This window comes from Lactobacillus sp. UMNPBX4 (assembly GCF_002554115.1).
Classification (GTDB): Bacteria; Bacillota; Bacilli; order Lactobacillales; family Lactobacillaceae; genus Lactobacillus; species Lactobacillus gallinarum.
In genome coordinates this window covers 1-18,902 of sequence record NZ_PCZF01000033.1, presented here as the reverse complement: position 1 = coordinate 18,902, position 18,902 = coordinate 1, and the positions used below count along the sequence as shown (strand labels likewise).

Below are 18,902 nucleotides of genomic sequence, written 5' to 3'. Positions count from 1 at the left end.
AAAAACCACGATTTAGTAGTTGCCGAGGAACTAAGAAGCAGAAATCTGTTAAAGACTCATGCCTTGTCTCAAGCCATTTCTGATGTTGGCTGGCGTAGTTTCCTGAACATGCTGGCTTATAAGGCAGATCTATATGGCAAAGAATTTCTAACAATTGATCCTAAGTACACCACCCAAAGATGCCATCAATGTGGCAGTATTATGGGACAAAATAGCTATAAGAAATTAACCCTTAAGGATCGGGAATGGACGTGCCCAATCTGTCAGACGCACCATATTCGCGATTGGAATGCGGCAGTGAATATTCTAGAAAAAGGATTAGGCAAGTGGCAGAATCCTAAAATAAAAAAAGCAGCCTAGAAAGGCTGCAGTCCGCTAGCAACTCACGGACTTAAAAGGCTTTGGTAATTAGACGACCTCTATCGGCAATAGCCAAAAGATTATTGCTGGTAAGTCAAGTCCGTATCTAAGCAAGTTGGTGTTCTGGTTGGCGCAAGCTAACGAGCCACTAAGCCCTAGACTTCAGTCTAGGGTAGTTGACTAATAAAATTAACCGATGCAAAAGTTTGGCTACTAAAGATTACGTCGAAGTACACCGAGAAAAGTGAAAATATAAGAAAGTACTATTATCCAATTTTTGATTGGGAAAAATATAATTTTGATAAACCTTCATATATTGATACAAAAGAATACTTGATTGCCAATATTAATGACTTAAAAATAACAAAAGTTAGAAGTTATTTTTCATTAACTGATTTAAAAAGATTAAAGATATTTATTGATAACAATTGCCAATAGATTAGAGAAGAAGCTTGATTGCCTCTTTTTTTATACTCAAATGCGTAATGTACAAATAAATTTGTTTTCTAAAACCAAAATAGATTATCATAAATGTAAAGTTGATCTTGAAATGTTACCGGGAGTAAAAAGAAATGAGGTAAAGAGCGACTATGCATCGAAAAAAATTCTTCTTATACAGCTTGATAGGAATCTGCGCTTTTTTACTATTTTTATTCGTTATACCTTTGGGCGACAGGATGGATAGTGGTATCAGAGATTCACCTAAGCAGCTTAAAGAATATATGAAGTTTCATCATATTAATGGTGTAATGTTAGTCAACGATAAAAAGGATAAAAGTCGACCAATTGTCGTTAAAAATAATGAAACTACTAACGAAGAGCAGATAGTAAAAGCAGATCAGTTGTTTCCGATTGCTTCTCTTCAAAAAATCATGACAGGAACTGCGATTAATCAGCTAGAGGAACAAAAACAGCTCAGTTGGAATACACCTTTATCAAAATATTTTCCTCAAGTTCCGGGTAGTAAGAATATTACAATTCGTGAATTAATGAATCATACAAGTGGTTTGATTAATAATGCTCGTCCATCATCTCCACTTAAGAATCAGCAAGAACAGATTGCTTATATGCTAAAATACATCAAGTATGATCATATTCATACTTGGGATTATCAAGACATAGATTATGAATTATTAGCAGCAATTATCAGTCGTATAAACAACACAACTTATAATAATTATGTTCAAAATAATTTTGCAAAGCCGCTTCATCTTCACAAGGTTAAGGATTTTTCCGAAGTGTCTCAAAAAGAAGTCCCTCAACCTATGGTTAATAATGTCAATTGGCATAAAGTAACTATCACGACTTCTTCTGATTTTGGTGCCGGTAATTTATTTATGTCACCAAATGATTACTGGAGATTTGTTTATGACCGTGTTCTTAAAGATCCTAAAATGATCAATAAATATTCTCGTCAAGCCCAACATCAGGAAGTAGCTTACTTCGGTGGAGTGTACTTCAAGGGTAATGTTATTCGCGCAGATGGTAGTATCCCTGGATACAATTGTTGTTTTGTCGCTAATTACAAGACTAAACGAATGATTATGCTATTTTCTAATAATATTAATTACTTTAAGTTGAAGAGAGCCGCAAATCATATCCTCCATGACTATATGGGTGTAGGATTATTTTACTGAAAAGCACTAAAAGTAGATCAAAAGGAAAGCTGAAATTGCTTTCCTTTTTTAATTCATTTTTTACACTTTTCATGGTATTTTAGTCTTAATAAAAGTAGAAAGGAATTTCGAACATGACTGTTAAAAAATTAGAAAATAGCAGCGATGTAAAGGTAGTGACTGAAGAAGTTAAGATTTTAACCGACTTGCTTAACGAATCTACAGAACAATTAATTGGTAAAGAACTTTTTACTAAGATTCAAAATTTAATTAAGATTTCTGCAGATAAAAATTATCAAGAACTTGAAGATCAAATCGCCAGTTTAGATAATCGTGAAATGATCGTCGTTGCTCGTTATTTTGCTACATTATCACTTTTGATTAATATTTCAGAAGACGTGGAATTAGCCAGCAAAGTTAATGTATTGAACAATACTGATCAAGATTACTTGGGAAAATTAAACGACACTATTAATATTGTTGCGCAAAAGAAGAATGCCAAAGAAATTTTGGAAAAGGTAAATGTAGTCCCTGTTTTAACTGCACACCCAACTCAAGTTCAAAGAAAGACTGTGCTTGAATTAACGGATAAGATTCACACTCTCTTGCGTAGTTATCGTGAAGTTAAAAATGGCATTATCAATCGTGATGAATGGACAGAAGAATTACGTGCTTGCATCGAAATTTTAATGCAAACGGATATTATCCGTGGCCATAAATTGAAGGTATCCAACGAAATTACCAACGTATTGACTTACTATCCTAAGTCCTTAATTCCTGCAATTACTAAGTTTACTGCTCGTTATAAGGAATTAGCTAAAAAGCATGGCTTGGATATTGCTAATGCTACACCTATTACAATGGGGATGTGGATCGGCGGCGACCGAGACGGTAATCCATATGTTACTGCAGATACTTTGAAATTAAGTGCAACACTTCAAAGTCAAGTCATTTTTGAATATTACATCAAACAAATCAATCAACTTTATCGTTCGATTTCTTTATCCACTTCTTATATGAAGCCTTCAACTGAAGTGATGCATTTATCTGAATTATCAAATGATGATTCGCCATTCAGAACTAATGAACCATACAGACGTGCTTTCTACTATATTGAAAGTCGTTTGGTTCGTACTGAACAAAAATTACTAAATATCACTAATCAACATAGTTTCCTTAAAGAACGTGATCTTGAACATTTAGATCAGATTCCTGTTTATGAAGATGCGCAAGAATTTAAAGCAGACCTAGAAGTTATTAAGCGTTCATTGGAGGAAAATCGCGATCAAGCAGTAGTCAAGAGTTACTTCACTGAAATTTTAGAAGCAATTGATGTTTTTGGCTTCCATTTAGCTACAATCGATATGAGACAAGATTCTAGTGTTAATGAAGCATGTGTTGCAGAACTACTTAAGAGTGCAGAAATTTGTGATCATTATAGCGACTTAAGCGAAAAGGAGAAGGTAAGTCTTTTACTTAACGAATTGAATAATGATCCTCGTAATTTGCACTCAAATAACAAGCCTAAATCAGAATTATTGCAAAAAGAATTGAAGATTTACAAAACTGCTCGTGATCTTAAGGATCGTTTAGGCGAAGATGTGATCAAGCAACATATTATTTCTCATACTGAAAGTGTTTCAGATATGTTGGAACAAGCAATCATGCTCAAGGAGTATGACTTGCTCGACAACGAAAATGCTCGAATTCAAGTTGTACCTTTATTTGAAACCGTTGAAGATTTAAACAATGCACGTGATATCATTAAAGAATACTTGAATTTAGGCATTGTTAAGAAATGGCTTGCTTCTCAACACAATTATCAAGAAATAATGTTAGGCTACTCAGATTCTAACAAAGATGGTGGCTACTTAGCTTCATGCTGGAATCTTTACAAGGCTCAAAAAGATTTAACTGCTATCGGTGAAGAATTAGGCATTAAGATTACTTATATGCATGGCCGTGGTGGTACTGTCGGTCGTGGTGGTGGTCCATCTTATGAAGCAATTACCGCACAACCATTTAAGTCAATCAATGATCGTATTAGAATGACTGAACAAGGCGAAATTATTCAAAACAAGTACGGCAATAAAGATACTGCATACTATAATTTAGAGATGCTAGTTTCAGCCACAGTCGATCGTATCACTTCTAAACAAATTGTTAGTGAAGACCATATTGCAGATTTCCGTTCATCAATGGATAAAATCGTTACTGAAAGTAATGAAGTTTATAAGAAATTAGTCTTTGAGAATTCAAACTTCTTAAATTACTTCTTGCAAGCAACACCAATTAAAGAGATTTCAAATCTTAATATTGGTTCACGTCCAGCTTCGAGAAAGAAACTGTCTGACTTCTCAAGCTTAAGAGCTATTCCATGGGTATTTTCTTGGTCACAAAGTAGGGTAATGCTCCCAGGCTGGTATGGTGTAGGTTCTGCCTTTAAACACTTTATCGATGCTGATCCAAGTAATTTAAAAGAATTACAGATGATGTATCAAGGCTGGCCATTCTTCCATTCATTACTTTCTAATGTGGATATGGTTTTATCAAAATCTAATATGGAAATTGCCAAACAGTATGCTGAACTATGTCAAAATGAAAAAACAAAGGCAGTCTTTGACATTATTTATCAAGAATGGAAATTGACTAGACAAATCATTCTTCAAATTGAAGGACACGATGATCTACTTAATGATGCACCAAACTTGAAGAACAGTTTAGCAGCTAGAATGCCATACTTTAATATTTTGAATTACATTCAACTTGAAATGATTAAACGTGATCGTGAAGACGAAATCCAAGGTGTCTTCCAAAGTATCATTCCAATTACTATTAATGGTGTGGCTTCAGGCCTACGTAATTCGGGATAGAATTTTTATATTAATAATTAAAAATAGGATGATTGTATATAAAAACTACAATCATCCTATTTTTCAGCCTAATAAGCAATATTTAAGCATCATTAAAATCCACAGATGTGCTGGATAGACAATATAGAAGAAATATTTAGTTAGCAAACTCTTTTGCCTCGCTTACCATTGTAAAGAAGTATAAATGGGATGACAGCAATCATCATCCACTCACTATCAAAGGTTAGTGAAGAATATAAACTAATGTTAGCGACTTGAGCATTATGAATTGCTTTAATTAAAATCAAAAAACGCCAAATAAAAATGCCAATTGATTCGACTGTCAGCTTATGATAAGCAAAATAGAAGATCAATAAAACTGGTAAAAGATATAATCCACCTTCAAAAGGTAAACTAAAAATTCCTAAGATAATTGTTAGAAGTAAATAGCACCGCGCTTTTTATTTTCTCTAAATAATTCTAAACTCCAAATTAATCCTAAAAAAATTGTCAAAGTGACTAAGATATTGTTACCTTCTAGGATTGAATAAATAGGTATTAACATGGTCGAAAATCATGAAAATAACAGCTATTGTCTTTAATTGATTACCATCCAAACTAAATATTTTTTTATTCATCTCATCATCCTTTATTGAATTACTTTGATAATTATTATCCTGTATTATTTAAGCGATACAATAAAAACTTAAAACGAGATAAATAGTTTTGATACATATGTCTATGAATCCAAGACTACATCCAATATATTTTTTACCTCTTTAAAATTATTTTGATGGGAGAATTAATCTAAAAATCAATATCTAAATGCCAACTATCTTGATTTACTGCCAGTAGTGAATCAAGATAGTTTTTCATTTCCGGTAATTTTTGAGCAATTAGCTGGTAAGCATGATTAGTTTTAAGTTGAGCTTTTTGTTTTTCAGAATAATTGCTTTTTCCAATAAAGAAATTCCAGTTTAATTCATCAATAAATTGAGTTATTGCTGTTTGTTCATCTCGATCAGTTACTGCTTTATAGAGCCAGCTCATTTGAGTGTGATTGGTGAAATTAAATAGCCCAGCTAAATATTGATGAAAATTTTCGGTTGGTAATTCTGCTTTTTCCTTATCAGTTAAATAATGTGTCATGTTAAAACTGTGACGCTGATAAGAAAAGCGAGCAGGTGAGAGATCAACAATGCCATAGCCTTGATCTGTCATGGCAAAACAAGAACTAGCTATATCTGGAGTTGAACAGGAATTACCGCGAACGATATTCTGCGCATGAATATGTCCAGAAAAAACAGCGGTCACTTTATATTTAGTGCATAATTTTTGTAACTCTGACGTATTATCCAGAGTATAACCACCATGAATAACCTGATTATGGTCATATAAATTATGATGCATAAATATTAAACTGCGTTGATTGTTCTTTTTAGCTTTTTCTAAATCATTTTCAAGCCATTGCAATTGTTTGGAGGATATTCTTCCATTAGTAATTGGAGTAAGTCCTTGATGACTGTAAATATTAGAATCTAAAAAGATTAAGTGATACTGGCTATTTAAATTCACACTATAAAACAATTCTGCACTATCAGTATTTTTATAACCGTCTGGAAAAATTGCTTTCCAGTCAAAAGGACTAATTTGTTGTGCGTACAATTCCTTTTCATTTTCAAACTTACGGGCCCAACCATCATAAATGTCATGATTTCCAGGTACAACAAAAAGATGAACACCAGCCGCTTTTAACGGAGAAAAAATAGATCGTAGTTTTTTAGCTGATGCTAATTCACCGTTAAAGGTTAAATCGCCGGTAATAATTAGTGCAGTAGACTTGTCTTCAATTATTTTGCGAGTAAAAGCTGTTAAAGCTATTTCTTGATAATCCAAATCTTTTCCAGCACTCGTATCTCTCATCCGTTGAAAGGCTGATCCATTATCATGCAATTGATTGGCAATTAAGTGAGTATCTGAAATGATAAATAATTTTGCATGATCTTTATCTGTAATAAATTTAGCAACCATTAAATCACCTTCTTAGAATCAATTATAATGGAATTCTTTTGTGAACATAAATTATCTAGCTCTAAGTCATATCAATTAACTTTGGTAACAGTAAGTGTTAGGGTAAAAGTGTTACAAAGCCAACATTCAATCTAAAAAGTTAGGAGGATTTTTATGGATAAGAGAAAAATAGTTATTATCGGAGCTTCTCATGGTGGTCATGAGGCCGCTTTTGAAATTTTGAATCACTATGACAACGTTGATGTCACCGTTCTAGAACAATCTGATTATATTTCATTCATGTCTTGTGGAATGAAGCTTTATCTTGAAGGTGAAACTACTGGCATTAATGATGTTCGTAATTTCAGAGCCGAGGATTTAAAGAATAGAGGCGGCCACATGTATAACAATACTAAGGCCACCGCAATTAATACTTACACCAATACTGTAACTGCCGAAAATGTTAAAACAGGAGAAAAGAAAGATTTTCATTTTGATAAATTGATTATTTCATCTGGTGTAAATCCAGCGAAGCTTTCAGTACCTGGCAGTGACTTAAAGAATGTTCTTTTAATGCGTGGTTACGACTGGGCAAAAGAGATTGAAGTAGCTAAAAACGATGATAGTATTAAAAACGTAGCAATCATCGGCGCTGGTAATGGAATTGCTGCAGCAGAAGTTATGCGCAAAGCTGGCAAGAACGTAACTTTAATTGATGGTGGTAAGAAGCCACTTGAGAAATATTTAAACAATACTTACACTGATGTTTTTGAAAAAGTTTTAACTAAAAATGGCGTTAACCTAGCAATGGATACTCTGGTTAAGGGCTTTTCTGGTAACGGACGTGTTGAAGCAGTTAAAACTAATCATGGTGATATTCCAACTGATTTAGTAATTGAAGCAATTGGAGTTAAGCCAAACACAGATTGGCTTGATGGCACTATTGACCTTTATGACAATGGTTATATCAAGACTGATGAATACTTTAGAACCAATGTACCAAATATTTATGCAATTGGGGATGCCGTATTCCCATATAGTATTCCAGCTAACCGTCGGGTTCCAATCCCATCTGCCATTGCTGCTCGTCATGAAGCACAATATGTTGTTGAGCACTTATTTGAATTAACACCATCCAGACCATTTACTGGAATTGTTGGTGCACAAGTGCTAGAAGCATTTGGCATGCATGCTGTAACTACTGGTTTAAACAAGAAGAATGCAGAAAAGGCTGGTATGGATGTGGCAGAAATTACATTGAAGGATACCTTGAGACCAGATTACATTCCAGCAGACAAGAATCCAGAAATTTACATTTCATTGGTCTATGACAAGAACAGCCATCAAGTTTTAGGTGGCTCCACTTTGTCGACATATGACATTACAGGTCAAGCTAACGTATTGTCTCTTGCAATTAGAGAAAAATTGACGTTAGAAGATTTAGCTGAAGCTGATTTCTTCTTCTCACCAAGTTTCGATCGTCAATGGAACATGGTAAACTTAGTTGCACAAAAAGCATTAGGCTACTATAAGATTGTTTAATAAATTAAATTGAATAAAAAATACTCTGTAACTATTAAGCAAAAGCTGTTAGTTGCAGAGTATTTTTATGCTATTTTCCTGTAGGAATCTTTATTACGATAATAGAAATAATAAGCAAAATTACAAATATCTAGGTAAGCCAATTCATCTGGTCATGAAAAAGAACAGCTCCTACAATTACAGATCCCACTGCACTAATACCCGTCCAAACAGGATAGGCGATTCCAATAGGTAAATGCTTCGAAGCAATAATTAAGCCTGCAAAACTAGCTATCATGCCAATGATAGTGATAATAGCCCAGCCAATCTGATGAAATCCATCGCTAAGTTTCATTGCTGTTGCTCACCAAACTTCACATAAACCCGCTAATATTAAGTAAATCCACGTCATCTTTTTTCCTTTCTAAAACTAAAAAAAGCAACCAATAGACTTCTTCAAAGACCTAATGAAGTGTATCAATTGCTCTTACAAGTCTGTTCTCCGGTGGGAAGAATATTTATAATTGGATTATAATGTAGGTTTATTAATTCTTGCTAAAACCAGCTTCATACCAAACATCAGCTGAAGGTTTAAGCGACCATCCAGTAATTTTTGAATTTACTGCAGTGATTGAATAAGTACCAGTTGTTGGTACGACATATGCTTTTTTATACATCCATTGTTGCCATTCATGCATTTTCTGCACGCGGTATTTTTCATTAAATGCTTTTTTAGAATCAATTTCATCTAATAATTTATTATTCATTGGTGAAACAAAGCGGGCAAAATTATAAGGCATTTTTTCTTCATAGAATACAGCAGGAGAGGAATCACCTGATGGATCCCAAGCATTAGATAAAACATCAATTCTAGGATCACTTGATTTAATTGCATTAATCCAATTATTAAACCCCATTGGACGTCCTGTTAAAAACTCAGCCTTCAAACCAATCTTTTTCCATTCCTGAATATAGTTTGTCCATAAAGCTTCTACATTAATATCTGAAACGTGAACAGCTAAATTAATAGTTAACTTTTTTCCATTAGGCTGTAGACGATATCCTGTTTGCTTATCTTTTTTATAGCCAGCTTGATCTAATAATTTATTTGCTTTTTCTAAATTAGAGGAATAAACCGGAACCTTAGCATCATGAAATTTACCAAATTGAGCAGAAATTAATGAATTAACGCGGTAGTCTAATCCACGGAAGAATCTCTGGTTGACTTGATCGATATTCATTGCATGAAGCATAGCTTTTCGTAAAGACAGATTATTCATCTTAGCATGTGGATTTTGAACATTTTTACCTAGTTTTTCATCCCATTTTCCAACTTTAAAGGCAATAAAACTATAAGTCATGCCCTTTTCTCCAACAAAGTTGACACCTTTAGTATGTTTTACTTCATCATATTGCATATTAAGTACTTGAGTTACATCAAACTTTTTGCTTTTAATTGCTTGTGATAAACTAGTTGTAGAAACAGCACTAATTTGAACGTGTTCAAAGTTGGGCTTTATGGAATAAATGGTCTTCGAAAAACTCAGAGTAACGGAAAAATTAATGTTGAAACTATCTGTGATATGCATGCTGCTTCCGCTGGATTGCTGATGGGACAAAGAGGCAATATGGTTCCGATAGTGACTATCCGAGGATTTGAATATGAATTTGATAGGGATGCAACTGTCGAGGACACAGTTAATTAGTAAATTAAGGAATATAAAAGGATCTTACTAGTTCCTGTAACTTTCATTTTGAATTAACGATCAGAATGAAAAAATATTTAGTTTAGGGATGTTGAGATAAAGGTGATATGAATGAAATTAATACTGCTACGTCATGGTCAAAGTGAAGCGGATATTTTAAAAGTGTGTGAAGGTTGGGCAAATTATAATCTAACGGAGTTAGGTTGTAAGCAGGCTCGAGTCACTTGTAATTATCTCGCTGAAAATTATATTTTTGACAAAATTTATGTCAGTACTTTAAATCGGGCAATTCAAACTGCTGAGTATTTAGCGGCAAATACACATCTTTCTTTGAATAAAACCGATGAACTTAAGGAATTTAACAATGGTCTTAGAGCAAAGTTACCATATAATGAAGCTTACGCTAAGTATCCTAATGTTCCGACACCTATTCATACCTCGAATTATGAACAGGAGACCGAATTGCATTTTAGAATGCGGGCGGAATCATTTTTATCTAAAGTTATAACAGAGAATGATTCTAAAAGTACAATAGCTATTGTCTCTCATGGTGGAATGATCATGAGATTGTATGAATCTTTTCTAAAATTACCTATGAATTCAAATGTTAAATTTACCTCTGGAGATGCCTGTTTTCACGAATGGGAGTTGACTGATGGACAACGATTTATAAATAAAGCTAATTGCTGTGTCTATAAGTAATGAAAAAATAATAGTATCAAAAAATGCTATTAATTATAATTAAGGAGTTAACGCTATGTCTAATTTAATAATTCTTAGAGGTAACTCAGGAAGTGGTAAGACCACTCTGTCTAAAAGGATTCAAAAGCGATTAGGCAAAAACACCTTACTCATCCCTCAGGATACCGTCAGAAGAGAAATGCTTAATGCAAAAGATGGAGCTGATAATCCAGCAATCTCTTTGTTGATGGATTTATTGGGGTATGGTTATGAGCATTGTGACTACGTAATTTTAGAGGGAATCTTGAATGTTAAGTGGTATGCTCCAGTGTTTAAGAAAGCAAAAGAATTATTTGGAGACAGAATTAATGCCTATTATTTTGACATTCCTTTTGAAGAAACAATGAAAAGGCATCAAGAACGGCATATTTCTTCTTTTGGCGAAGAAAAAATGCGTTCATGGTGGCTACAGAAGGATTATATTGGTTTTATTCCCGAAAAGAAATTCACGATTGACATGAGTTTGGAAGATGAACTAGAAGTTGTGATGAATGACGTAGTAAAAAGATAAAGGGGAATGCTAGTTCGATTATTGATACGCAGAAATTACAAAAAGTAGTTATCGAAAATAAGAAAAATCATGGTTTCAATACTACCGATGTAAAATTTGAGTTGCTTTTACTGTATGGTGAAGTTAATGAATTATTTCAAGCATGGTTAAAAGACGATCATGACAACATAAATGAAGAATTAGCTGATGTAGCAATTTTTCTCTTAGGAATTTCTGAAATGCTAGGTAGTGACTTAGGTGAAGATATTGTAAAAAAGCTAAAGATCAATGCCAAAAGAAAATATACAGATGGTAAAAAGATAGAAGGATAAATAGTATCAAAGTATCCAAAACAACTTGCCAATCTAATATTTTCATGTTATTCTAGTTTTATCAATTGAAATTCATTTTATGGAAAGAAGGGTCGCCATTGCGTCTTTAATCTTGCAAATTCAAGCATAGTTGAATAATTATTCCAGATTTATGACGGAGAGACTATGCACTTTTGACAAGATTAAGGATAGGCGATACCTTCTTTTTCTATACGTAAAATACTGAAGGAGAGTCTGCACTTGTCGGAAGTGTAGGCTCTTTTTTACGAGGCGATTTTATGAGCAACATTAGAATTTCAAATTTATCATTCAGATATGATGATAGCAGTGAAAATATTTTTAATAAATTGAACTTAAACTTAGATAGTACTTGGAAACTAGGACTTGTGGGCAGAAATGGACGTGGTAAGACAACATTTTTGAACTTGCTGCGTGGAAAATTACATGGTCTAGGCGAAATTCAAACTCGGCTAAGTTTTTCATATTATCCAATTAAAGTTGAGGATCAAAAGAATATTACCTTATATGAGTTACAGAAGCAGGTTGCTTTCGAAGAGTGGGAATTAGAACGTGAGTTGAATTTAATGAATGTCGACCCCAACTTGTTATGGCAGCCGTTTAATACTTTAAGTGGTGGTGAGCAAACTAAAGTTTTACTGGCATTGTCTTTTACAGATAAAGATTCTTTTGCCTTAATTGATGAACCTACAAATCATTTAGATGAAGACAGTAGAAAAGAGATTAGTAATTATCTAGGTAAGCATGAAAAGGGCTATATCGTGGTTAGTCACGATCGTGATTTTTTGAATCAAGTAACCGATCATATTTTGGCGATTGAAAATACGGAGATTCATTTGTACCAGGGAAACTTTACTGCATATGAAGATACGAAGCAGAAAAGAGATCAGTTTAACCGCGAGAAGAATCAGAAGCTGAAAGGCGAGATTCGTACATTGAATGAAAGTCGTTTACGTCTAAAGGGATATTCAAGTAAATCTGAAAATCAAAAGAACGCAAAGGCTCACTCTAATGAAATTCATGCGTATATTGATAAGGGCTTTTACAGTCATAAAGCTGCTAAAGTAATGCAGCGCTCCAAAAATGTTGAACGAAGAATGAACGATGATATTCAAGCAAAACAAGGCTTGATGACTAACATTGAAGATATTCCAGAACTGACAATGAATTTTCAATCTAATTACCATTCGACTTTACTTGAAGCGCAACATCTTGATTTGCAAATAAATGGTAAAAATTTATTTAAAGATCTAAATTTAGTGGTTAAAAATCACGGTATTGTTTCTCTTGAAGGAAAGAACGGTTCTGGCAAATCGACTTTCTTGAAAATGTTGTTAAATAAAACATTTTCAGTCACTTATCAAGGTAAGTATGAACTAGCAAATGGTTTATCGATTTCATATTTGCCACAAAATTTTACAGAATATCATGGCACTTTACACAATTTTGCATATGAACATAAAATTTCTTATGAGGAATTACTCAATAATTTGAAAAAGATGGGCTTTCCACGAGCAAGTTTTGTGACACCGATTGAAGAGATGAGTATGGGACAGCAAAAACGAGTAGCACTGGCTAAATCTCTAGTTGAACCAGCCGACTTGTATTTATGGGATGAACCAGCAAATTATCTAGACGTTTTCAATCAAGATCAACTGATTGAATTATTGAAAAAGGTCAAACCTGCCATGCTGTTGATTGAACATGACGAATACTTCATTGAGCAGGTGACGGATCACAGAGTGAGATTGGATATAGCAGAATAGAAAGAAGCACGTTACTGGTTAGTTAGTAACGTGCTTTTGTTCAGATCTTTTGGACTAATGATTCTAAATATTGTTTTCTTCTTTGAGCAGAACTTTTATCAATATTGCCAAAGCTTAACCATTTGATATGTTTCATCCCTAATTATTTCAAGGTTGAATTGATGAAAACACTTTTAATGGCACTACCGCAGAACATTTTCAAATACCAGGTGGGTGAGGTAGAGTCGTCATCACTTCAACACGCTGAATATTCCTTAAATGCCCAATGACACCAGTAGCACCAACATTATATGCAAATTTTTTTTTCATGACTTTATCGATGAAGCCCTTAATAATTGCAGGGGTATCATTCCACCAAACTGGGAAGATAAAGATACGGCGATTAGCTTCTTTCAAAAGCTTTTGATATTTTTTAACGTTAGGATCACTGGTTTTACCAGCTTTAAATAAGGAAAGTTTACGCGCATCATATGCTGGGTTAAAGTTATCCCAATATAGATCTATAGCTGAAAATTCTTCCTTTCTTGCTTTTAAGATTTGTTGAACTTTTGTGAAAATTTGGGCATAAGAATTGCTAAAGTAGATTAAATTCCACCTAAATTTGGAGCAATGACTCACTTTGGTGGAACACGGGGGCTATTTTTTACTAGCTTATTAGTTTGTATTTTTGTAGTCATCTTCCCATTATCATCAGTAGGAGAAATGACAAGTTTAGCATTTTTGCTTGTACATGCTATGGTTAACGTAGGGCATTTGCGTTTGGTAAAACACACGGGAGCTAACCGCTTTTTATTAGTAATTGCTGTTATTCTTAACTTAGTATTATTCGCATTGCTTTTTGCTCAAGCTATCATGAATGGTGAAATTTGAACTTGGATTGCAGTCATCTTCTTATTAGTGATTAGTTTTATTATTGAATATATCTGGCGTAAAAAGAATCATCAAAATATGCATTGGTTAGGTAAAAACTAAATAATTACTTACTAAAAATGGACGGAGAATTTTCCGCCCATTTTTTAATTTTGATTTGCTTGATTAACAGCTTCGATTACAGCATGACGAAATCCATTCGCCTCTAAGCTAGTTACACCTTTAATAGTAGTTCCACCGGGTGAGCATACTTGATCACGCAATAAAGCAGGGGCTATTTTACTATCACTAGCCAAAGTAGCAGAGCCCTTAACCATGCTGGCAGCTAATTGATTAGCTAGATTACGAGGAAGACCATTCAGAACGCCAGCATCCCCAAGCGCATCAAGAAAAACATCCACAAAGGCAGGACCACAGCCACCAATAGTCCCTACAATGCTTAATTGATCTTCTTTAACAGAAATTACATCTCCTAGTTGTTCTAAAAAATGAGTTATTTTCACAGCATTAATTTTAGAGATATTAGCTGGTATAAACAATCCAATAGTGCCAGCATTAATCGCTACTGGAGTATTAGGAATGATTCTAATAATTGAATGATTAGGTAAAATGTTTTCCAAATTATTATACCCAACACCAGCTACCGAAGAAATAATGGTGGTTTTGGCGTCCAGATTAATTAGTTCAGGGATGATTTGAAGTGTAATCTTAGCTGGAGTAGTTAAAAATACATAATCTAGATCCAAGTTGATTAAATCATGTATTGCATGGACTAATTTAAAATCTAGTTTTTCTGCTAATCTACTGACACGGGGATTAACTGGATTTTCTCCAATTATTTTATTCGTTGCATCTTTTTTTAGTCCTTTAATAATAGCACTACCCATTTGTCCTACACCAATTACTCCAATTTTTGTCATTTTTATCTCCTTAATGTTTGCTATCTGTTCAAATTTTATCTTAACAGTATTTACTAATCTCTTTGTTAAACACTTTTAATTCAAGAATGATATTATTACGTGACTTTGACTCTCGACATATTTTGTTCAATTGCTTGATGTTATTGCGTAAGTTTTTAAAGTCTTTTGGTGATGTTTAGAATCTACTTTTTTGCTCAATGTTACCACATAGTTGTGTGGCTTTAAGCTTGATTTTTTAGCATATTGGCACAATTTTTTGTTCATTTTACTACAAAGAGCGATAACTTTTTGCCGCTTTTTCTTATTATCAAGTGTGCTTAGATTTAAGAGTAGCTGATTCGATCTTTTAAAATGATCAACTTGTTTAGCCTGTCTGATTTGTTTTCTTTTCTTAACTAATTTCTTTATTGAGTTAATTACGCTTTGGACTATAATTAGTGAATTACGTTTACTATTTGGCTCAATAATTTGTGTTTTTGCCAGTTGATTATTATAAACAACATAGCCTAATGTTTCTAAGAACTTTGAGTTTTCTTTTAAATCAGAAGTTAAGGTCAAACGATGATAAGGAAAGGAAATGAGATTTGCATCAATTTGATTTTGATATACCATTTCTTTACGATAGGCTCCAGCCAACATGTCAGCAACTTGGATACCATAACTTTTTCGACTGTTTTCAGTATAATAATTAACCTCAAACTTAACCTCCTCATCACTAATGTTCTTGGCAATATCCTGTAGCAGAGTTCAATTTAATAAAAGACATGGATCAACATGATTTTGTGAGGTCTCATCAATTACAACATATACTTTAATTTGTGAAGAATTGATGCATTTTTTAAGTTCCAGTAAAAGCGTCTTAATTGGATGAATATATGATAGAAGTTCTAGTGACAAAAACATCAGTTCTTTAATATCTGTAAATTGATTAAGGTCACAAGCTGGACGTTCTAATATCAAAGCTGATGTTAAAAAGGGCTTAGCCACTTCTAAGGCTTTCCGATTGATTCTATCAGAAACGGAATTACTCTTTTTCTCTCGTTTATTATTGTTAGGGTAAATCTCCTTATAAAGCTGATTTAATGCCTGCATTCTTTGAGCATCTATCATATAAAAGGCAGCAATAAACCTATCAGTAGTCATCTGATCATCTTGCTTCTTGTATGAAATACTCTCATCAACAAAAATAATAAAGGTCGAACATTGCTCTTTATAAGCACAAGTTGATGATATAGCTTTTTAATTAAATTACTCATTCGCCCCCTCCTGAAAAAACTTGTGTTCGTATAAAATATACCAAACATATGATCAAAATAAAAGGAAAAATCGAAAAATTGACTTTTTTAACACAAATCTGAGATTATTTAGTTAATAAAACAAAATAGAATCGAGTCAAAAATGAGAAAAATAAATCATCTGTTTATCATGTTGTTATTGTTGATACCTTTACTGGCAGCTTGCAATAATAGTTCAAAAGAAAAGCAAGTACATAAAAGCAAAACCACTATGGTTAAGCCTAAACCGAGATTTAAAGATACTCCTACATTATATTTTCACGGATTAATGGGTAGTTATAAGAATGAAAAGCCGTTAGTCGATGCTGCTAAAGAAGCTGGTAAAACAAATAGTGTAATTCGTGCAAATGTAGATGAGACAGGAAAAGTTAAATTAAAAGGCAGGATTAAAAAGAATGCTAAAAATCCAATCGTTGAAGTCAATTTCAAGGACAATACACAACCTGACTTTTCACGTAATGGAATTTATGCTAGCAACGTAGTCAAAGCCTTGCAGAAGAAATACCATATCAATAAAGTTAATATGATTGGCTACTCTTTAGGCAATATTGCGATAATTTACTACATGATTCAAAATGGTCAAAAGAAAAATATGCCACGGTTAGTTAAACAAGTGAGCATAGCAGGGCATTATGATGGAGCATATTTCCAAGAATTACCGCCAAGCTTCCGTCAACCCAAAGGGTTAAAACTAGATAAAAATGGCAAACCAAATAAAATGAATCAAACATACAAGCAAATGTTAAAAGCTCGTCCAGCTTACAAAACAAATAAAGTGAAGATTCTTAATATTTATGGAGATATCGGCAATGGCGGGGATGGAGTAGTTGAAATAGCTTCTGCCTTATCATTGAAATATTTAACTTCTGGTAGTAAATATCAAGCAATTAAGTTTACTGGTGTAAAAGCTGATCATGGCAGTTTGCCTAATAATGATCAAGTAATTAATAAAATTGTTGAATTTTTATGGTAGTAGAAAAAAGGATTGTTCAAATTGTTTTATCAAGAACTAAAAGCGAATTTTGAAGAAAAAGCTAATTCTGAACAAGCACAACAACTAGCAGGTTATATGCGAAATCAGTTTAAATTTTATGGTTTGCATACACCCGAGCGACGAAAGATCTATCACGATTTTTTATGCGAGAAAAGAAAAAGAATAAAATAGACTGGAATCTATTAAATCGAGCTTGGGAAGATCAATATCGAGAGATGCAATATTTTGTTTGTGATATTTAATTGCAATGAAAAAATATCTTACTTATAACGATATTGATAGAATTGAACGTTTTGTCAGAACTAAACAATGGTGGGATACAGTCGATAGTCTAATTAAGCCTATTGGTGATCTTGGCTTACGAGATGCAAGAATTAATGAACTGATGCTTGAGTGGTCAACAGATTCTGATTTTTGGGTAAGACGTGTAGCAATAGAACATCAATTGTTACGTAAAAAGAAAATGAACACTGACTTACTTGCTCAGATCATCGAAAATAATTTGAACAGTCAAGAGTTTTTCATTAACAAAGCAATAGGATGGGCCTTACGTGATTACTCTAAGACAAATTCAGAATGGGTAAGACAATTTATTGCTGAAAATTATGATAGAATGGCTAAACTATCGATTACAGAAGGATCGAAGTATTTATAGCAATAGCGATTATGTGGTATATCACATAATCGTTTTTTTATAAAAATTTTTGCATTTGAACAGGTGTTTGATATAATGACACGTGAACACATGTGCGATTAAACAAGGAGGACCTCCAATTTATATATTTAAATTAAGGAGAAGAAAAAATGAAAGTCGAATCCAATTCTACTAAAAAGGCATTAGACTATCTTTTATCTCAAAAAGAAGGGACGTATCTATCAGTAATTGAACAAACAACTGGATTAGGTAAAACACATGCAGTGATTCAAAAAATCGCTGAGATTTTACAAAAAAGTCCAGACCTTGAGTTAAAACCCAAGATTTTTGTGGTTACTTCTGGAATTGAAACTAGAAATGAATTTTTCCATGATTTAAAGGAAAAGTTACCTGAATTTGAAAGCAGAATTCTACTGTTTGAGAGTGTACCTGATCAAGTTAAACATTTCCTAGAAGAACTATTATCTAAGACTGATTATGAAAATGATCGAACTTTAGCCAACGATTATTTAAGCAGCTGGTTTGATCAAAATACTGCGACGTTTAAAGATACTACTGTTTTACTAAAAAGAATTGCAAAACAATATATCTTTGTTAAACAAGAAAATGATACGTTCGGAGAATTAAGTTCTCGGTTAAAACGCACAATTTATTACGATTTAAAAAGATTGGCACAAAAAGAAGAAATAAAACTTAATACCCGTAAATTGCAATAATAAATTGAACACTTACGCTGTTTGATAGATTTTATCTAAT

Annotated in this window: 18 protein-coding genes and 1 pseudogene; 12 read left to right on the top strand and 7 right to left on the bottom strand. The window is 33.3% G+C overall.

The genetic code is table 11. The annotated features are described in order from the left end of the window. The 3 genes from CP355_RS07125 to ppc all read left to right on the top strand — a co-directional run. A partial coding sequence (locus CP355_RS07125; RefSeq protein WP_143468923.1) for an RNA-guided endonuclease TnpB family protein occupies window positions 1-360 on the top strand: 360 nt, incomplete at its 5' end. 590 nt (window positions 361-950) lie between these two features. Further along, window positions 951-1,997 carry a serine hydrolase gene (locus CP355_RS07120; RefSeq protein ID WP_098044227.1) on the top strand — a complete coding sequence of 349 codons (1,047 nt, stop codon included), beginning with the start codon at window positions 951-953 and terminating at the stop codon, window positions 1,995-1,997. A gap of 113 nt (window positions 1,998-2,110) precedes the next feature. Then, window positions 2,111-4,849: a phosphoenolpyruvate carboxylase gene (gene ppc, locus CP355_RS07115; RefSeq protein WP_098044226.1), complete on the top strand. Its 2,739-nt coding sequence runs from the start codon at window positions 2,111-2,113 to the stop codon at window positions 4,847-4,849. 786 nt (window positions 4,850-5,635) lie between these two features. Here ppc and CP355_RS07105 read toward each other — a convergent pair. Further along, entirely contained in the window at window positions 5,636-6,859 is a 1,224-nt protein-coding gene (locus tag CP355_RS07105; protein ID WP_098044225.1) for a metallophosphoesterase, read from the bottom strand. A gap of 153 nt (window positions 6,860-7,012) precedes the next feature. Here CP355_RS07105 and CP355_RS07100 point away from each other — a divergent pair, with 153 nt between their 5' ends. After that, window positions 7,013-8,380, top strand: coding sequence for an FAD-dependent oxidoreductase (locus CP355_RS07100; protein ID WP_098044224.1), 1,368 nt, complete (start codon window positions 7,013-7,015; stop codon window positions 8,378-8,380). A 130-nt stretch (window positions 8,381-8,510) separates the two neighbouring features. On the opposite strand, the gene CP355_RS07095 is transcribed toward CP355_RS07100, so the two are convergent. Together CP355_RS07095 and CP355_RS07090 are read right to left on the bottom strand one after the other, a co-directional pair. Beyond that, window positions 8,511-8,714, bottom strand: coding sequence for a multidrug efflux SMR transporter (locus CP355_RS07095; protein ID WP_233185812.1), 204 nt, complete (start codon window positions 8,712-8,714; stop codon window positions 8,511-8,513). A 190-nt stretch (window positions 8,715-8,904) separates the two neighbouring features. After that, window positions 8,905-9,948: an ABC transporter substrate-binding protein gene (locus CP355_RS07090; protein WP_098044223.1), complete on the bottom strand. Its 1,044-nt coding sequence runs from the start codon at window positions 9,946-9,948 to the stop codon at window positions 8,905-8,907. Between the two features lie 228 nt (window positions 9,949-10,176). Between CP355_RS07090 and CP355_RS07080 the strand changes: the two genes are divergently transcribed. The 4 genes from CP355_RS07080 to abc-f all read left to right on the top strand — a co-directional run bounded on the left by CP355_RS07080 (window position 10,177) and on the right by abc-f (window position 13,412). Next, on the top strand, window positions 10,177-10,767 hold the full coding sequence (locus CP355_RS07080) for a histidine phosphatase family protein (protein ID WP_098036354.1): 591 nt from the start codon (window positions 10,177-10,179) through the stop codon (window positions 10,765-10,767). A gap of 55 nt (window positions 10,768-10,822) precedes the next feature. Further along, on the top strand, window positions 10,823-11,317 hold the full coding sequence (locus tag CP355_RS07075) for a kinase (protein WP_098036355.1): 495 nt from the start codon (window positions 10,823-10,825) through the stop codon (window positions 11,315-11,317). A 17-nt stretch (window positions 11,318-11,334) separates the two neighbouring features. Further along, a complete protein-coding gene (locus tag CP355_RS07070; RefSeq protein WP_098044222.1) occupies window positions 11,335-11,628 on the top strand; it encodes a MazG-like family protein in 294 nt (97 codons plus the stop codon). Window positions 11,629-11,906: 278 nt separating this feature from the next. Next, complete coding sequence (gene abc-f, locus CP355_RS07065; protein WP_098044221.1) at window positions 11,907-13,412, top strand: ribosomal protection-like ABC-F family protein; 1,506 nt, start codon at window positions 11,907-11,909, stop codon at window positions 13,410-13,412. A gap of 198 nt (window positions 13,413-13,610) precedes the next feature. Here the strand turns inward: abc-f and CP355_RS07060 are convergent, their stop codons facing one another. Then, on the bottom strand, window positions 13,611-14,030 hold the full coding sequence (locus CP355_RS07060; protein ID WP_233185811.1) for an NAD(P)H-dependent oxidoreductase: 420 nt from the start codon (window positions 14,028-14,030) through the stop codon (window positions 13,611-13,613). 84 nt (window positions 14,031-14,114) lie between these two features. On the opposite strand from CP355_RS07060, the gene CP355_RS10290 reads away from it, so the two are divergent. Continuing rightward, the gene (locus CP355_RS10290) at window positions 14,115-14,282 is read left to right on the top strand and encodes a hypothetical protein (protein ID WP_158227425.1); all 168 of its coding nucleotides are present in this window, start codon (window positions 14,115-14,117) and stop codon (window positions 14,280-14,282) included. Between the two features lie 146 nt (window positions 14,283-14,428). On the opposite strand, the gene proC is transcribed toward CP355_RS10290, so the two are convergent. From proC to CP355_RS07040, 3 genes are all read right to left on the bottom strand, one after another. Next, complete coding sequence (gene proC / locus CP355_RS07050; protein WP_025006378.1) at window positions 14,429-15,202, bottom strand: pyrroline-5-carboxylate reductase; 774 nt, start codon at window positions 15,200-15,202, stop codon at window positions 14,429-14,431. Window positions 15,203-15,328: 126 nt separating this feature from the next. Continuing rightward, window positions 15,329-15,841 (bottom strand): hypothetical protein, encoded by a 513-nt coding sequence (locus CP355_RS07045; RefSeq protein ID WP_098044219.1) that lies wholly within the window; start codon window positions 15,839-15,841, stop codon window positions 15,329-15,331. A 108-nt stretch (window positions 15,842-15,949) separates the two neighbouring features. Continuing rightward, window positions 15,950-16,345 (bottom strand): hypothetical protein, encoded by a 396-nt coding sequence (locus tag CP355_RS07040; RefSeq protein WP_025006376.1) that lies wholly within the window; start codon window positions 16,343-16,345, stop codon window positions 15,950-15,952. A gap of 255 nt (window positions 16,346-16,600) precedes the next feature. Here CP355_RS07040 and CP355_RS07035 point away from each other — a divergent pair, with 255 nt between their 5' ends. From CP355_RS07035 to CP355_RS07025, 3 genes and pseudogenes are all read left to right on the top strand, one after another. After that, window positions 16,601-17,470: an alpha/beta hydrolase gene (locus CP355_RS07035; protein WP_056945494.1), complete on the top strand. Its 870-nt coding sequence runs from the start codon at window positions 16,601-16,603 to the stop codon at window positions 17,468-17,470. 21 nt (window positions 17,471-17,491) lie between these two features. Next, window positions 17,492-18,146: pseudogene (locus CP355_RS07030) on the top strand (DNA alkylation repair protein). Window positions 18,147-18,295: 149 nt separating this feature from the next. Next, on the top strand, window positions 18,296-18,862 hold the full coding sequence (locus tag CP355_RS07025) for a hypothetical protein (RefSeq protein WP_098044218.1): 567 nt from the start codon (window positions 18,296-18,298) through the stop codon (window positions 18,860-18,862). Window positions 18,863-18,902 lie beyond the last annotated feature (40 nt).

Excerpts from the sequence above, each read along its gene's own strand:
- proC (WP_025006378.1), bottom strand. The coding sequence starts at position 15,202 with ATGACAAAAATTGGAGTAATTGGTGTAGGACAAATGGGTAGTGCTATT.
- CP355_RS07120 (WP_098044227.1), top strand. The coding sequence starts at position 951 with ATGCATCGAAAAAAATTCTTCTTATACAGCTTGATAGGAATCTGCGCT.
- CP355_RS07090 (WP_098044223.1), bottom strand. The coding sequence starts at position 9,948 with ATGCATATCACAGATAGTTTCAACATTAATTTTTCCGTTACTCTGAGT.
- abc-f (WP_098044221.1), top strand. The coding sequence starts at position 11,907 with ATGAGCAACATTAGAATTTCAAATTTATCATTCAGATATGATGATAGC.
- CP355_RS07095 (WP_233185812.1), bottom strand. The coding sequence starts at position 8,714 with ATGAAACTTAGCGATGGATTTCATCAGATTGGCTGGGCTATTATCACT.
- CP355_RS07100 (WP_098044224.1), top strand. The coding sequence starts at position 7,013 with ATGGATAAGAGAAAAATAGTTATTATCGGAGCTTCTCATGGTGGTCAT.
- CP355_RS07105 (WP_098044225.1), bottom strand. The coding sequence starts at position 6,859 with ATGGTTGCTAAATTTATTACAGATAAAGATCATGCAAAATTATTTATC.
- CP355_RS07025 (WP_098044218.1), top strand. The coding sequence starts at position 18,296 with ATGAAAGTCGAATCCAATTCTACTAAAAAGGCATTAGACTATCTTTTA.
- CP355_RS07040 (WP_025006376.1), bottom strand. The coding sequence starts at position 16,345 with ATGACTACTGATAGGTTTATTGCTGCCTTTTATATGATAGATGCTCAA.
- ppc (WP_098044226.1), top strand. The coding sequence starts at position 2,111 with ATGACTGTTAAAAAATTAGAAAATAGCAGCGATGTAAAGGTAGTGACT.
- CP355_RS07035 (WP_056945494.1), top strand. The coding sequence starts at position 16,601 with ATGAGAAAAATAAATCATCTGTTTATCATGTTGTTATTGTTGATACCT.
- CP355_RS07080 (WP_098036354.1), top strand. The coding sequence starts at position 10,177 with ATGAAATTAATACTGCTACGTCATGGTCAAAGTGAAGCGGATATTTTA.
- CP355_RS07075 (WP_098036355.1), top strand. The coding sequence starts at position 10,823 with ATGTCTAATTTAATAATTCTTAGAGGTAACTCAGGAAGTGGTAAGACC.
- CP355_RS10290 (WP_158227425.1), top strand. The coding sequence starts at position 14,115 with ATGACAAGTTTAGCATTTTTGCTTGTACATGCTATGGTTAACGTAGGG.
- CP355_RS07045 (WP_098044219.1), bottom strand. The coding sequence starts at position 15,841 with ATGTTGGCTGGAGCCTATCGTAAAGAAATGGTATATCAAAATCAAATT.